We start from the raw sequence: 15,416 nt of genomic DNA on the forward strand, positions 1-15,416 counted from the left end.
AAAACGTGATCCTAAAAATCAAGAGTACTTTTTTATGGAAAGCTACACTAGCCCATTACATGCGTCAATAACAACGGACCAACAATTAATATAGGATAGTGATAATCTCCTCTCGCTTTCTTCGGCAATCCATTCCCTGAACACATTTGGCTAAAGCAGGAAGACTCGTTTCCTGCTAAAGACATTTAAAAGACCTTTTCTATTTCCAAATAGGTGGGGTGCGCAGCCCAATATAATGTGCCAATTCAACGAATTCAGCCATACATGTGACAAAACTCTATGCAGGAACAGCACCTAATGTCCCCGCATTATACGCTGCTAAAAATTTCTCAAAGTCATCTATTTGCGCACTCTCGAGCTGAACCTGAGCGTCAAGGGATTTTTGCGCAAGCGACTGAAAGCGTTCCGTTTGCAAGGCATCTAGTGGATATAACCGAAATCGCTCAGCATGTCGTTGACTTTGCAATAGTGTAAACGCTTGGAAAGCACCTCCCGGCACATTACGAAAATCAGCCATCCCATGGAGTACCCTAGCAGATGGGGTCAAAGAGGGATCGTCGAGTAAAGCACGTTTAATCGCCATAGCCTCAGCATAGTGGGTACCACCTCGCTGAGAATCAAACTGTTCTGCTGCCAAATCAATACGCTTTAGCAAATCATTCGCCCATTTTTTTAGGGTGATTGGGGCACCATTGCAGTGCAAGGTCAGCCCAGGTTTGCGTCCTTCCTTCACAACAAGCGAGAAATTATTTCGATTCTCAAGGTTTTCCTCGACCGAACATTTCGGGCTCTCCTCAAGGGCACAAAACAACAAAAATGCATCAATAAAACGCGCAGTGCTCACGTCAATACCAACCGGGTTGAAAGGATCGATATCTATACAACGCACCTCTACATACTGCACCCCACGTCGAGCAAGTGCTTGAACAGGCTTCTCTCCACTATAAGTCACACGCTTTGGACGAATCGTCGCATAAAATTCATTTTCAATTTGAAGCAGATTCGTTGATAGTTGGAGCCACTCACCGTCACGCTGCGTACCTATTGTCTCATATGGCGGATGAGGTTGACTAACGGCTTGTACTAGCGCTGCGATATAGCCAGTCAACGAGTCATAACATGAAGACACTCCAGACTGCGCATTACTTTGATAACCCAAATCACTCATGCGTAAGCTGGTCGCATATGGCAGGTAAAGTGTCTCGTCATCGTAACGTTCGAGATCATGCTTGAGACCGTCTAAAAAGTTAGCCTGCAAAGCAGGCGATGCACCAAAGAGGTACATCAGCAACCAGCTATAGCGATGAAAATTACGAATCATCCCGATATAGCATAGCGATTGATAATCACGCAGGGAAAGATCTGAATTTTCAATATTATGAAAAATTGCCCATAGAGAATCAGCCAAAGAAAAATTATAGTGAATACCTGCTATACATTGCATCCTCTTACCGTAGCGAAATGCCAAGCCACGGCGGTAAACATGTTTTAGCTTCCCAATATTCGACGTCCCATACCACGCAATTGGAATAATACTCTCGCTAGGCAACGTCGGGGGCATCGAGGCGACCCAAAGCATTTCATCATCTAGCACCTGATATGTGAAACGATGGATCTCCTCCAGCCGTGCAATTACTTTTTCCGGATCGTTCTGAGGAGGAGTGATAAATTCAAGAAGCGCCTCTGAATAATCAGTAGTAATTTCATCGTTTGTGAGGGCGCTACCCAACGCCTGTGGATGAGGAGTCAATGCAAGCGCACCGAGCTTATCGATCCTTAACGTTTCACGCTCGACACCAGACAGTCCCTCGCACAACAGCGATCGATGATCAAACTGAGAAAAAAGCGAAAGACGGCGCTGGTAAAGAGCCGAATCTAAATTTAGGTAATTCTTTTTTTCCAACGTTCCTCCCTCGTTTGAAGCAGGATCTCGACAAACCACTCATGCCTAAATGACGCGTACGAGGAGGCTCTACCGCATCTGTATCTAAGCATGAGTACAATGATCTACTGTTAAATGTGAGCATAACCGAAACTGAAGGATTTAGTCCAATAACAGACACTTTTAGATACTGCCAGATGATCAAAAACAGCATCTAATTAAATCACAAAACGAAAAAATCACTCCCCCCGTTTCCTTTCTCCTCAGAGCTCAGATATAATCAAAATCTGAGATAATTTTAAGATTACACTCACGGGGCGTAGCGCAGCCTGGTAGCGTACCTGTATGGGGTGCAGGTGGTCGGAGGTTCAAATCCTCTCGCCCCGACCAGATCAAACCACAATATATTAAGGTTATATGCCCTTTTCTTTATGAAAAGGGCATCGTCCAAATCTACTTTCATTTTGCATCAAGTTAGAAAAGCAAATCGACAGAAAATTTCTCTTGAACAGCTCTGTTATACAACTCCCGTATGTGCTTCTCTAAGCCTTCATGGCTTTATCAAAATAATGTTCATAATATCATTATGAACTGGGTGAAAAATCCGAAAAGCTAGCTGTTTATGGTCATCTCATTCTATGACACTAATTAAACAGAGCGTAATGTAATACCATTTTACCGTCAGATAGCCCTCTCAAGTTTAGTAAGCCTAAGCTTTTCTCAGAGTTCTGCTCTTGCTTTTTAAATTGATAGAAGTGAAGGGGAAAATTTTGTATGCAATCCACGCATAAAAAATCAATAATGTCTGTCAAGATATCAAGGAACATCACCATTGGGAGATGGTGATGTATAACCGACCGAGTTTCATCCTACTTGCCTTTCACATCTTTTTTAAAGAAAACGGGATAACGATTTATCTTTCAGCGAATGTCTATTGTGGCTCGTATAACAAGCAAGTCTTCTAAATTAAAAACACACCAGTGTACTTTTTCTTTCCTCAAAAAGGATATCCACAATCGCTGTTGATAAGTCTGAGAATAACTAGACCAGGTGCCACGAAAACTACTGTCAATATTGACTGTCAATAGCTTTGCTTGTTTTTCACTCAACTATTTATAGATATTTTTAATTCCGTTTTAAGAATAAATAACGTTTACGGCCGGAAGACCGTATGATCTGTCAATTTCGCAGTAAACGATAAATCTGATTGTCTTCTTGTCTGATCGATATCTACGATTAAGCTCAACAACATCAAATCCCATGAAGCGAGGCACTTCCAATAAAGCCTCCCCCTAGGCACACTTCGCCGTCGTACAGCACCGCTGATTGTCCCGGCGTCACCGCCCATTGGGGCGAGGCGAACGACAACATCACCTGATTACTATCAACAAGATTCATCCAACAAACTTCGTCTGATTGACGATAACGTGTTTTAGCACCGCACACAGCACCAACCGCAGGAGCTTCGCCAGATATCCACGAAAGGTCTTCCACACTAACTACATCTGACAGTAACCATGGATGCTCTTGACCCTGCACCACATATAATGTGTTTGTCACTATGTCCTTTTTGGCTACGAACCAAGGCTTACCGTTACCATCACGCCTACCTCCTAAACCAATGCCTTTTCGCTGACCCAATGTGTAGAAAGCCAAGCCCATGTGTTCTCCAACGATTATGCCCTCTGGATTTTTCACCGGACCAGGTTTGATCGGTAAATAGCGGCCAAGAAAATCACGGAATGAACGCTCACCAATAAAGCAAATACCAGTGGAATCTTTTTTCTTGGCATTTGGCAACCCAATACTCGCAGCAATCTCACGAACCTTCGTCTTTTGTATTTTTCCCAATGGGAAAAAAGTATGCGACAACTGACGCTGATTCAAACGGTGCAAAAAGTAGCTCTGATCCTTCGTGTGATCACACGCTTTAAGTAATTCAAAATGATCCGCCCGTTCTCGAATACGCGCATAATGTCCTGTCGCAATCATTTCACAACCTAGTGAAATAGCATGATTAAGAAAAGCTTTGAATTTTATTTCGGCGTTACAAAGCACATCAGGATTCGGTGTGCGTCCCATAGAGTACTCTCTCAGGAACTCTCCGAATACACGATCTTTATACTCTGTAGCAAAATTCACTGCCTCCACAGGGATTCCGATCAAATCAGCAACTGAAACTACGTCTATCCAATCTTGCCGAGTCGAACAGTATTCGCCATCGTCATCATCTTCCCAGTTCTTCATGAAGAGTCCAACAACATCATAACCTTGTTGTTTAAGCAACCACGCCGCCACCGAAGAATCAACTCCCCCTGACATTCCAACCACTACACACTTTTGACCCATGTATTTGTCCTGCTTACCCATCCAATGCTAGGTAATTATATAAAGAAGTACCAAATCAAAATGGTGCCGAATAAGATAATTACCAACCCAGTGCAGTAATCATCCAGCCGAGATGAGGCTCCGCGAAATATCCGAATTGAGAATATCTTTTAACATCGTGTCCTCAATAAATTTTCTGTCTTGCTCAAGCGATTTTATAGCGGTGCATCCAGTGTTGGATTCTGCATAATTACAATATTCTAGCTTCTCTTCAAGAGACTCTATCCAATTCTACTGTGAGACGGTAATTTGTGCAGGGTGACCATGATATAACATAGGTGGTCGCATTATAGGTGTTATAACCTCGTAGGCTTTATTCAACATACATTTTTTGCATAGGCTTTCGTCCAATCTTAAGGTAAGCTCTGCAAGCATGCAGTTTGCAGAACACCATATCGTTTATCTTCTTCATACAAGGGTTCCTAGAAATATTTCTATTTCAACGCCAACAGGTATATGTGAAACTTATCCAACAACGGACAAGATCTTAATCTTACCGTTGTTGGATAAGTTTGCCATTACCAAGGAGAAATGTAATGAAAATAGGCATTCCAGCCGAAACAATATTCGGTGAAACTCGTGTCGCGGCAACACCAGAGACCATTAAGAAATTGGTTGCCGCCAAACACCAGCTCATCGTTACTCGCAATGCAGGTTTGAACGCTAATGTGCCAGATACAGCATTCGAATCGGCCGGGGCGACCCTCGGCTCAAAAGATGAAGCCTTTGGTGCCGACATCATACTTAAAGTCCGTGCACCATCGGCGGAAGAGCTCAAGCACATCGCGCCAGGCAGTGTGCTAATCGGGATGCTCAATCCATTCGACACCGAAAACAATAATCGCATGGCAGCTGCTGGTATTCAGGCCTTTTCGCTAGAAGCGGCACCGCGTATCACCCGTGCACAGAGCATAGACGTACTCTCATCGCAAGCCAACATTGCGGGTTATAAGGCAGTCATACTTGCGGCCAATCTCCATCAACGTTTCATGCCGATGTTAATGACCGCTGCCGGAACTGTGCAAGCAGCCCGCGTGGTCATTTTAGGTGCAGGGGTAGCAGGGTTGCAGGCTATTGCCACAGCTAAGCGTTTAGGAGCAATAGTTGAAGCGTCAGATGTACGCCCTAATGTAAGGGAACAAATAGAATCACTCGGCGCAAAATTTATCGATGTGCCTTTCGAAAGTGAGGAAGAACGTGATATTTCGCAGGGAATCGGTGGGTACGCCCGGCCAATGCCTGCAGCATGGCTTGCACGTCAATCAAAACTCGTCCACTCACGCATCGTTCAAGCCGATGTTGTTATCACCACTGCGCTAATTCCTGGAAGTCTTGCACCAACATTAATCGCAGCAGATACCGTCAAAGAAATGAAACCGGGTTCGGTCATAATTGATATAGCAGCAGGACGCGGCGCTAACGGTGGAGGCAACTGTACTCTCTCAGTCCCCGACGAAATAGTGAATATACATGGTGTGCATATCGCCGGATACACCAATCTACCAAGCATGGTTGCCGCTGATGCCTCCTCACTTTATGCACGCAACGTGCTGGAGTTCCTAAAACTCATCACTGACAAAGAAGGTCAGCTTAACATCGATGTAAACGACGATATCGTTGCTGCATGTCTCATATGCCTTAACGGTCAAGTACTACGCAACGCATAAATACTAGGAAACCTTATGGACATGATTAATCACACGATGACCAATCTAATCATCTTCGTGCTATCGATATACATTGGCTATCACGTAGTATGGAATGTCACACCCGCACTGCATACACCCCTCATGGCAGTCACCAATGCGATCTCAGCGATCATCATCATCGGCGCAATGCTAGCAGCGGGTCTCACCCAAGGAAATCTCGGAAAAACTATGGGGGTCGTAGCCGTCACACTTGCCGCCGTCAATGTATTCGGAGGCTTTCTCGTTACACAGCGTATGCTCGCTATGTTCAAAAAGAAAACAGAGAGAAGCAGTCCTCCTGTGCTCGGAAATAGCTCACAACACGCCTCAAGCAAAGCAGAAAATAATAAGGGAGACCATTAATGAGCATGAATCTCGCAACTCTATTATATCTATTGGCATCAATCTGTTTCATCCAAGCACTCAAGGGGTTATCTACTCCGAAGACAGCACGATGCGGTAATGTATTTGGCATGATAGGCATGTCGATTGCTGCGCTCACAACAATTATGCTCATCCTCGAGTTACACAAGCTATCCAATAGTGATACCTCCGGTTTAATCCTCATCCTTTCAGGATTAGTTATCGGGGGCGGCATGGGATCATATTTAGCTCGTAAAGTCGAGATGACCAAGATGCCGGAGCTAGTCGCTGCTATGCACTCGCTAATTGGCTTGGCCGCAGTCTGCATTGCTATAGCTGCCGTGGCTGAACCTTCTGCATTAGGTATTGCTTCGTCTGTGGAAACTTCAATTCCAATGAGCAATAAAATCGAGTTATTCATCGGAACTTTTGTCGGTGCAATTACATTCTCTGGCTCAATCATCGCCTTTGGTAAACTCTCTGGACGCTACAAGTTTCGCTTGTTTCAAGGTGCACCTGTATTGTTCAGAGGACAACATATGGTTAACCTTATACTCGCCATCGGGATGATCAGCTTTGGAATAAGCTTCTGTCTGTCACAGAGCTGGCTTGCATTCTGCGTTATGGTGGGTATTGCATTCGTACTGGGGGTGTTAATTATCATCCCGATTGGCGGAGCGGATATGCCCGTAGTAATATCCATGCTGAACTCCTATTCTGGCTGGGCGGCTGCAGGCATAGGATTCTCACTTAACAATCCAATGCTGATTATCTCGGGCTCACTCGTAGGCTCATCTGGGGCGATCCTTTCATACATTATGTGCCGTGCCATGAACCGTTCGTTCTTCAATGTATTGATCGGCGGATTCGGCGCCACGATCGGAAATATTGCCGTTCACGGCAATTCACCGCAGCAACGTCCAGTTAAATCTGGCTCAGCAGATGACGCGGCATTCCTAATGAGTAATGCTGAGTCCCTGATAATCGTCCCAGGCTATGGTTTAGCAGTCGCACGGGCACAGCATGCACTTAAAAAGCTTACAGACAAGCTCGTTGAAAAAGGAATCCAGGTACGTTATGCGATTCATCCCGTGGCAGGTCGTATGCCTGGCCATATGAATGTGCTCTTAGCCGAAGCAGAAGTACCCTACGATCAAGTCTTCGAAATGGAGGAAATTAACGCAGAATTCTCACAAACAGATGTTGTGCTCGTCCTTGGAGCAAACGATGTCGTGAATCCAATAGCAAATGATCCCCAATCCCCGATTGCGGGTATGCCAATACTCGAGGCTTACAAGGGGAAAAACGTCATCGTTAATAAACGGTCGATGGCGGCTGGTTATGCAGGACTAGACAATGAATTGTTCTATCTTGATAAAACGATGATGGTATTTGGCGATGCCAAAAAAATCGTGGAAGATATGGTGAAGGCGGTAGATTGACTTACTGTCATATAAAATGTAGTGAGTTCTTTTCCTCAGCCATACAAAAAATGAGACGGATCAATCAATAGTTTCGTTTCGTCTTACAATTCCGCCAGCAATGGTGTCCAAATAAAAAAGACCGGTTAAGTTAATCCCGGTCTTTTTTATTTGAAGCTGAAAATCACAGGGCAAAATCCTCGCTTGCATAGCCAGCAGAATTTCCAAGCACGTCCTTTTTCTTTTGCAAACGACCTGTGACCATATCAAAACGGAATAACCGGCATTCGAGAGCACCGTTGAACAACGGTGCTCTCCGTGATTCACGCAAACGGAGTTGACCTGGCAAATTCATATCACTCGTTAAAAAAAATGCACTCCACCCCGAAAAATGATGCTTAAGCGTATCCCCAAATGTACGATAAAAATCTGCATCGAGAAAATCAATATGTGCACGCGCAAACCGCGCACCACCATCATTCATTTCGCGAGATGAACGGCGACCTCGTACTTCAATACGTTTTCCATAAGGTGGATTGGTAACCAGGATTCCAAAACCATCAACGGGTGGCTTGATATCACGAGCGTCAATTTGTTTCAAGCCAATCATATCACTGACTCCTGCACGCTCGAAGTTAGCGCGCGCTTTGATGAGCATATCACCAGAAATATCGCTACCAAAAATGTTACCAGGCAACCTGCGCGCACGTGCGTCACTTTCCGCATCCATCGCAGCAGCTTTCAACTCTTTCCATGCCGAAATATCCCAATGCTTCAATTTCTCAAATCCGAAACGACGATTTGCTCCCGGTGGTACTGACAGAAGAATCTGCGCCGCTTCAACCAGAAATGTCCCACTACCACACATCGGATCATAAAGAACCATCGATTCTGCGCTGTCCGCACGCCAACCCGCCAAACGTAGGATACCTGCCGCAAGATTTTCACGTAACGGTGCTGTACCCTTATTAAGTCGCCAACCTCGTTTGAACAATGCTTCACCCGACGTATCTATATAGATCGTCGTGTCTGTGGCTGTCAAAAAAACGAATACACGCACATCCGGTTTGAACCTATCAATGTTAGGACGCCTCCCAGTCCTCTCGCGGAAGCGATCACAAATGGCATCCTTGATCCGCAAGGTAACAAACTCTAAACTGTGTATGGACGTCTTAATACCAGTAACGTCAATGCGCAAAGCCTGTTCGTAAGAAAACCACTCTTCCCAAGGTTGAGTAGCAGCAAGATCATATATATCTTGCTCATTTTGGTAACTTTGTACGACAATCCGCAAAAATACCCGGTTCGCGATATGCGAATGAAAATTCGTTGCCATACCTGCAGCCCAACGGCCAGAAAAATGGACGCCACCTGGCACCTGCTTACCAACCGACAGTGTTACCTGATGACCCAACTCCGACAGCTCAGCGGCAAGCGCCTCCTCTAAACCACGTGGGCAAGAAGCGAAAAAATCAAAGGAACCCATAAGATTATGTATACAATTGGTCGCGTAAGCGCTTTGGAAAATGATAAATAAAGCTTTATTTTATATATGCAGGGTGTTTGCTACGCTTCAAAACGGCTTTACCACAACCAAAATGACAACCACCAGTAAGACAAGAACTGGAAATTCATTAAAATAACGATACAATTGATGCGAGTATGTATTACCACCCGCCTCAAACTTGCGAAGCAAACGACCACAAGCATGATGATAACCAAGCAATAACACTACCAAGAGCAATTTCACGTGCATCCAATTGCTCGCACGGCCAATGCCATAATATATCCAAAGAATCAGTCCAAAAATTAGAGCAGGTACCGCAAGCAACGTCATAAACTGATAAAGCTTACGAGCCATCAGCAAAAGCCGATTCTTGGATATTTGATTCTTTTCCATTGCCAAATTGACGAAAAAACGCGGCAAATAGAAAAGACCTGCGAACCATGAGATAACAAAAACAATGTGGAAGGCTTTGATCCAAAACATAGCAACGAAGTCTTCTTAATGAGAATTTAAAAGAATGAATTTAAAAGATCCTAACCAGCGTATTCGGCTGATATGACAAACTATCTAACAGCATCCAGTCCTTCGGACACAACAATATCTCGCAAGTATATGCCAGAATACACATATGCAATGCCTTAATTCAGAGTACATGCAACAACTCTTACCTCTCACAACATGAAAATATTAGGTATCGATCCGGGGCTGAGAGTAACAGGCTTCGGTATTCTTGAGAAACATGGCACTCGTCTGAAATATGTAACGAGCGGGGTGATTCGTTCTGGTGAAGGAACACTATCTGAACGTCTAAAAGTCATCTTCACAAATATTAGCGAGTTAGTTACCTTACATCGCCCTCATCAGGCTGCTATCGAAAAAGTTTTCCTTAATGTCAATCCAAAATCAACACTTTTACTCGGACAAGCTCGCGGTGTAGCTATGTGTGCTCTTGCCGTCGGTGGACTTCCAATCTTTGAGTACACTGCTTTGCAGCTAAAAAAAGCTACTGTTGGTCACGGTCAAGCTCAAAAAATCCAGGTACAGGAAATGGTGATGCGACTGCTAATGTTATCCGATATACCAAGCGTAGATGCTGCTGATGCCCTCGGCGTCGCCATCTGTCACGCACACAGTAGTGACTGCCTTACAGCCTTGAGTGGTTTCTCTCTAACACTCGCTCACAAGGGTCTGCACATGCGACGTGGCCGATTGATTGGATAAGTCAATCAAAGTCAAATACCTCTACCTCTATAACCCACGAATAACTCCAAAAGATTCCGAAAGCGCTACAATGGAAACATGATTGAAACTGATAAATTCTCTAACGAGCGTGTCGTCTCACCTACACAATCCTCACCACGCAGCGAAGAAGCGTTCGAGCGAGCATTGCGCCCAAAAATGCTGGATGAGTATATCGGCCAAACCAAAATTCGCGAACAGCTCGAAATTTTTATCACTGCCGCCAAAAATAGGTCTGAACCGCTCGACCACGTACTTCTATTTGGTCCCCCAGGGCTAGGGAAAACTACGCTAGCTCATATCGTGGCACGAGAAATGGGTGTCCAGTTGCGTCAAACTTCCGGCCCCGTACTCGAACGACCTGGTGACTTAGCTGCCATTCTGACCAATCTCGAAGCCAACGACGTGCTATTCATCGACGAGATCCACCGCCTCTCACCTGTCGTCGAGGAAATTCTGTACCCTGCGCTTGAAGATTACCAGATCGATATTATGATTGGCGAAGGGCCCGCCGCCAGAAGCGTCAAGCTAGATTTACAGCCCTTCACACTGGTAGGCGCAACAACTCGCGCAGGCATGCTAACCAATCCGCTTCGGGACCGTTTTGGCATCATCGCACGACTCGAATTTTATTCGACAGAGGAGCTCACACACATCGTGAAACGCACAGCCAATCTAATGGGCGCCGTCATCGCAGACGACGGCGCTGCCGAGATTGCCAGACGTGCCCGCTGCACACCACGAATCGCCAATCGGCTCCTACGACGCGTCCGCGACTACGCTGAAGTCAAGTCGAATGGAATCATTACCGCCAACATATCGAATGCAGCCCTGTCAATACTAGATGTCGATGCTGTCGGTTTGGACCTAATGGACCAAAAACTGCTCGAAGCTGTGCTTTATAAATTTGATGGCGGTCCCGTCGGAGTCGACAACCTCGCTGCCGCTATCGGTGAAGTAAGAGACACCATCGAAGACATCATTGAACCGTATCTGATCCAACAAGGATTTCTTCAACGCACACCTCGCGGACGCATCGCCACACAACTCGCTTACAGCCACTTTGGTCTCCCGACACCCAATACAGGTCTCCTTTGAGCCAATGGAGATAAAATCGAGAAACATGAAAACGGTACTGCCAAAAAAACACTATACACCATCTTTTTAACTCAAAAATTAGAAATTACCTAACTAAACGAGGGTTGAGTGTATAAGTCCCGGTAATCGATGCTTCCGCCAACACATGAGATTTAATTGAACTATACACCTGATGTCCGTCAAAGCTCCCTGATAACAACACTTTCGGAATATTGAGTGCATACAGGGTGAAGACGTAATGATGAATCCGCGCATCATTCCAGGGTGGGCATGGACCATCGTAACCATAGTAGCTACCCTGCATTGACTGATCACCAGAGAATCTAAACCAATTGGTGAAGTCGTTAGTACCATGTCGCAAACCATCGAGCGCTTCCGGACCAAACTTGCCGCGCGGCGTAACCCCTTGACTATGACTAGCCGCCGCAATTTCGCTGACAGTAAGTGGCACATCAACAAGTACCCAATGTAAGAAAGTCACTCGCGGCAAATCCAACGGAATTTCACATCCTTCCCGATTCATATCATCACCATGAGTCGGGGCATCAACATCACGACAGATGATGACAAAAGATTGAGTACCTGATGGCGCATCTTCCCATGCTAGATGCGGATTCTTATTACTCGACAAAACAACATGCCCATCAATATCTAGTTTAAAGAAAGCAAATTCTGTCGAAATTACGCCATTATCAACGAATGAATTACTCCAAAGTTTCATCAGATTTTCCCCATTCAAAATATCAAAAATAGATAAATATATGTATGCACCCACGGCACGAGTGAAACTGAAAATATACATAAAAATTTCATTTCTAGTATCGGGCGAGCAACTGAGGTACAGGCAAAAAGTGAGTCTTAGACATCTGTAGGACAGCAATAAAAATATCCTGGACAGAAGACAATAGACCTGAATCAAAGGTTATCCTAGCCAAATCTCACAGAAGACATACTCGTACAATCGCTAATATCTACATGGTTAGACGAAATACAGGAATGCAAATCAAATTGATTTTATAGCAGAGTAACGCGCACAAACTTCCGTTTACCAACCTGCACGACGTAAGTCCCAGTATCAAGTTTAAGTCCCTTATCCAAAATTTGAGTGCCGTTTACTCGGACACCGCCTTGTTCAAGGTTACGCATAGCCTCAGATGTCGAAGGAGCCAGTCCAGAGTGCTTGACAACTTGCGCAATGGCCATGGGAACCCCCACGATATGAACCTCGGGTATATCATCTGGAATACAGCCACGAGCACGATTATTGAAGTCTTCCAATGCACGTTCTGCATGAGATTGCGAATGAAATCTTCCGACAATTTCCTGTGCTAACAGAACTTTCACGTCCTTGGGATTCACTCCAGATTCGACAGATTTCATCAATAAGGCAATTTCATCCATCGATCGGCAAGACAGCAGCTCGTAATAGCTCCACATTAGATCATCTGAGATACTCATCAATTTACCAAACATCTCCTCAGGTTTCTCAGTGATACCGATATAATTACCTTTAGACTTCGACATCTTCTCGACACCATCCAGTCCTTGAAGAAGCGGCATCGTCAATATGGATTGGGGCACTTGACCATACTGCTTCTGCAGTTCACGGCCAACCAAAAGATTAAATTTTTGGTCTGTTCCGCCTAGTTCCAAATCCGATTCCAACACAACAGAATCATAGCCCTGCATCAGGGGATACAGAAATTCGTGAATTGCGATCGGCATCCCTGATTGAAATCGATTGGTAAAGTCGTCCCGTTCGAGCATACGTGCCATAGTGTAGCGGGAAGCGAGCTTGATCATACCATCTGCACCAAGCTTCATTAACCACTCACTATTGTAGCGAATTTCCGTTTTTTCTCGATCAAGAATAAGCGATGCCTGTTCAAAATATGTTCTAGCATTCTCTCGAATCTGATCCTGCGTGAGTGGAGGGCGCATACTATTACGACCAGATGGATCACCAATTAGTGCCGTGAAATCTCCGATGAGAAAAATCACAGTGTGTCCAAGCTCTTGGAGCTGACGCAGCTTGTTAAGCACCACCATATGACCGATATGAATATCTTGCGCTGTGGGGTCAAGTCCTAACTTGATTCGCAAAGGCTTACCTGTCGCTTCACTCCATGCCAGCTTCTGCAAAAAATGCTCTTCCAGCAGCAGTTCGCTGCAGCCTCGTTTAACCAAAGCCAACGCCGCCTGAACAGTATCGGTCACAGGAAAGAGTTTTTCATAGATTAGGTTTTCTTTTTTCATTGTGATATTTCTGTCCATTCGACATCAAGAGCATTCCAAATCAGGAGTACGCAACAATTTTGTTATAATCTCTTTCAACTCTTGGATCGGCCGAAAATAATGTCACACTTAGAAGTGCAAAAAAAATCTAAGTGGACGATACTTTTTCCGATACTTTTTCAACCAGTTGCTCAGAATTTTACGTGATGTATACTAACCTCCGTGATTTTTTTGTACGCGAACTGCTGATTTTGATCGATCCCACCCAATCCGAGCACCAAAAACGCAAGGTGCAAATCGTGGCGACGGTCAGCTTTGCCTTAACGTTGTTGGGAATAGTCACCTTGTTTAACGTAGCACCCATGGTACCGAATTCTTCCCATGCTGCTGCAAGCACAAACCTGCCATTGCGATTTCCCAGCCTGGCCAAACAGCAAATCGACGCACAAACCGAGACCTTCATTCATCAAATCGCTGTGCGGCGAGGTGAGACGCTCAATGATATCTTGGCGCGTTTGTCTGTTAACGATAATGCTGCTCAACGATTCATCCGTAACAATGTCGTCGCGCGGCGCCTCGTTGGCACAACTGCCGGACGAGTAATACAAGCCAAGACCGATAAAAATGGTCACCTTATATCACTTTCAAGTATCCCACCAAATGGGGCATCAAATGCTAAAAAATTGGTGCTAGAACGCAACGATACGGGTGTTTTCCACGCACGCATTGATAGGTTGCTAAACAATAATAGCGACTGGGCAATGTGCTCAGTCGCCGTTGACAATAATTTTTTCAATGCAATGAGGGATGCGGGCGTACCAGACACAGTAGTTACTCAAATAGTCAACATTTTCTCTGGGGTGATCAACTTCGAGAAAGAAGTTGGGCCTGGCGATTATTTTAACCTTATATACGAAAATACAATGCAGCAAGATCGCACTGCAGAAGCCGGTCGTCTACTGGCCATCGAATTCGTAAATCGAGGTAAAACGCATCAAGCAATCTGGTACACAGAGCCAGACGGTAATAGTGAAGGTTCATACTATGGCTTCGATGGCCGCAAGTTGAATCAAGTTTTCCTACGCACACCTGTCGAATTTTCGAGAATTTCATCCACCTTTGGTGGACGTGAACATCCACTTGCCCGTCAGTGGAAACAGCATCAAGGTGTCGATCTTGCGGCTCCCACTGGCACGTGTGTGTTTGCTGCCGGTGATGGGGTGGTAAACTTCGTAGGCAGAAAAAATGGTTATGGCAACATCGTCATGATAAATCATCACAGTGATTATCAAACACGTTATGCTCATTTGTCGGCCTTTAGCCCCAAAGTTCGAACTGGCACACGTGTAACACAAGGCCAAATCATTGGGTACATAGGACAAACTGGCTGGGCCACTGGCCCTCATCTGCATTATGAACTACGCCACAAAGGCAAACCGCACAACCCTTTCTCAAAAAACATAGCAGCCGTAGCCCCGTTATCAGGACATCGCCTTAAACTTTTCGATATGTATACAGAAAATTTACTCAAATACATCAACCTAATGCGCGCGCTAAAAGTTACAAAAAAACGAGACTAACACCCATCTCCCTAG

12 protein-coding genes and 1 tRNA gene are annotated in these 15,416 nt (G+C 45.0%); 7 read left to right on the forward strand and 6 right to left on the reverse strand.

Features of this window, described 5'->3' with window-relative positions; genetic code table 11:
* Nucleotides 1-277 precede the first annotated feature (277 nt).
* Nucleotides 278-1,903 (reverse strand): glutamate--cysteine ligase, encoded by a 1,626-nt coding sequence (gene gshA, locus BZL35_RS02645; protein ID WP_106182642.1) that lies wholly within the window; start codon nt 1,901-1,903, stop codon nt 278-280.
* 292 nt (nt 1,904-2,195) lie between these two features.
* Between gshA and BZL35_RS02650 the strand changes: the two genes are divergently transcribed.
* A tRNA-Pro gene (locus tag BZL35_RS02650) sits at nt 2,196-2,272 on the forward strand.
* Nucleotides 2,273-3,133: 861 nt separating this feature from the next.
* On the opposite strand, the gene mnmA is transcribed toward BZL35_RS02650, so the two are convergent.
* Nucleotides 3,134-4,231, reverse strand: coding sequence for a tRNA 2-thiouridine(34) synthase MnmA (gene mnmA / locus BZL35_RS02660; RefSeq protein WP_106182644.1), 1,098 nt, complete (start codon nt 4,229-4,231; stop codon nt 3,134-3,136).
* Nucleotides 4,232-4,806: 575 nt separating this feature from the next.
* Between mnmA and BZL35_RS02665 the strand changes: the two genes are divergently transcribed.
* Genes BZL35_RS02665 through BZL35_RS02675 form a run of 3 tightly spaced genes read left to right on the forward strand, consistent with a single transcriptional unit; the run spans nt 4,807 to nt 7,763 of the window.
* Nucleotides 4,807-5,937, forward strand: coding sequence for a Re/Si-specific NAD(P)(+) transhydrogenase subunit alpha (locus tag BZL35_RS02665; protein WP_106182645.1), 1,131 nt, complete (start codon nt 4,807-4,809; stop codon nt 5,935-5,937).
* Between the two features lie 15 nt (nt 5,938-5,952).
* Nucleotides 5,953-6,321, forward strand: a complete 369-nt coding sequence (locus BZL35_RS02670; protein ID WP_106182646.1) for an NAD(P) transhydrogenase subunit alpha part 2 — start codon at nt 5,953-5,955, stop codon at nt 6,319-6,321.
* Nucleotides 6,321-7,763: an NAD(P)(+) transhydrogenase (Re/Si-specific) subunit beta gene (locus BZL35_RS02675; RefSeq protein WP_106182647.1), complete on the forward strand. Its 1,443-nt coding sequence runs from the start codon at nt 6,321-6,323 to the stop codon at nt 7,761-7,763. The genes BZL35_RS02670 and BZL35_RS02675 overlap by 1 nt, the downstream gene beginning before the upstream one ends.
* Before the next feature lie 163 nt (nt 7,764-7,926).
* Here BZL35_RS02675 and BZL35_RS02680 read toward each other — a convergent pair whose 3' ends face one another.
* Together BZL35_RS02680 and BZL35_RS02685 are read right to left on the reverse strand one after the other, a co-directional pair.
* A complete protein-coding gene (locus BZL35_RS02680) occupies nt 7,927-9,228 on the reverse strand; it encodes a THUMP domain-containing class I SAM-dependent RNA methyltransferase (protein WP_106182648.1) in 1,302 nt (433 codons plus the stop codon).
* Nucleotides 9,229-9,315: 87 nt separating this feature from the next.
* Nucleotides 9,316-9,732: a CopD family protein gene (locus BZL35_RS02685; RefSeq protein WP_106182649.1), complete on the reverse strand. Its 417-nt coding sequence runs from the start codon at nt 9,730-9,732 to the stop codon at nt 9,316-9,318.
* A 195-nt stretch (nt 9,733-9,927) separates the two neighbouring features.
* On the opposite strand from BZL35_RS02685, the gene ruvC reads away from it, so the two are divergent.
* Together ruvC and ruvB are read left to right on the forward strand one after the other, a co-directional pair.
* Nucleotides 9,928-10,470 (forward strand): crossover junction endodeoxyribonuclease RuvC, encoded by a 543-nt coding sequence (gene ruvC / locus BZL35_RS02690; protein WP_106182650.1) that lies wholly within the window; start codon nt 9,928-9,930, stop codon nt 10,468-10,470.
* A 78-nt stretch (nt 10,471-10,548) separates the two neighbouring features.
* Nucleotides 10,549-11,586 (forward strand): Holliday junction branch migration DNA helicase RuvB, encoded by a 1,038-nt coding sequence (gene ruvB / locus BZL35_RS02695; protein WP_106182651.1) that lies wholly within the window; start codon nt 10,549-10,551, stop codon nt 11,584-11,586.
* 85 nt (nt 11,587-11,671) lie between these two features.
* Here ruvB and BZL35_RS02700 read toward each other — a convergent pair whose 3' ends face one another.
* Nucleotides 11,672-12,307 carry a YbhB/YbcL family Raf kinase inhibitor-like protein gene (locus BZL35_RS02700; protein ID WP_106182864.1) on the reverse strand — a complete coding sequence of 212 codons (636 nt, stop codon included), beginning with the start codon at nt 12,305-12,307 and terminating at the stop codon, nt 11,672-11,674.
* Nucleotides 12,308-12,600: 293 nt separating this feature from the next.
* Nucleotides 12,601-13,842 carry a tyrosine--tRNA ligase gene (tyrS, locus tag BZL35_RS02705; RefSeq protein WP_106182652.1) on the reverse strand — a complete coding sequence of 414 codons (1,242 nt, stop codon included), beginning with the start codon at nt 13,840-13,842 and terminating at the stop codon, nt 12,601-12,603.
* Between the two features lie 185 nt (nt 13,843-14,027).
* Between tyrS and BZL35_RS02710 the strand changes: the two genes are divergently transcribed.
* Nucleotides 14,028-15,401 (forward strand): M23 family metallopeptidase, encoded by a 1,374-nt coding sequence (locus BZL35_RS02710; RefSeq protein WP_106182653.1) that lies wholly within the window; start codon nt 14,028-14,030, stop codon nt 15,399-15,401.
* Nucleotides 15,402-15,416 lie beyond the last annotated feature (15 nt).

The organism is Candidatus Pandoraea novymonadis, assembly GCF_003004665.1.
Taxonomy (GTDB): domain Bacteria; phylum Pseudomonadota; class Gammaproteobacteria; order Burkholderiales; family Burkholderiaceae; genus Pandoraea; species Pandoraea novymonadis.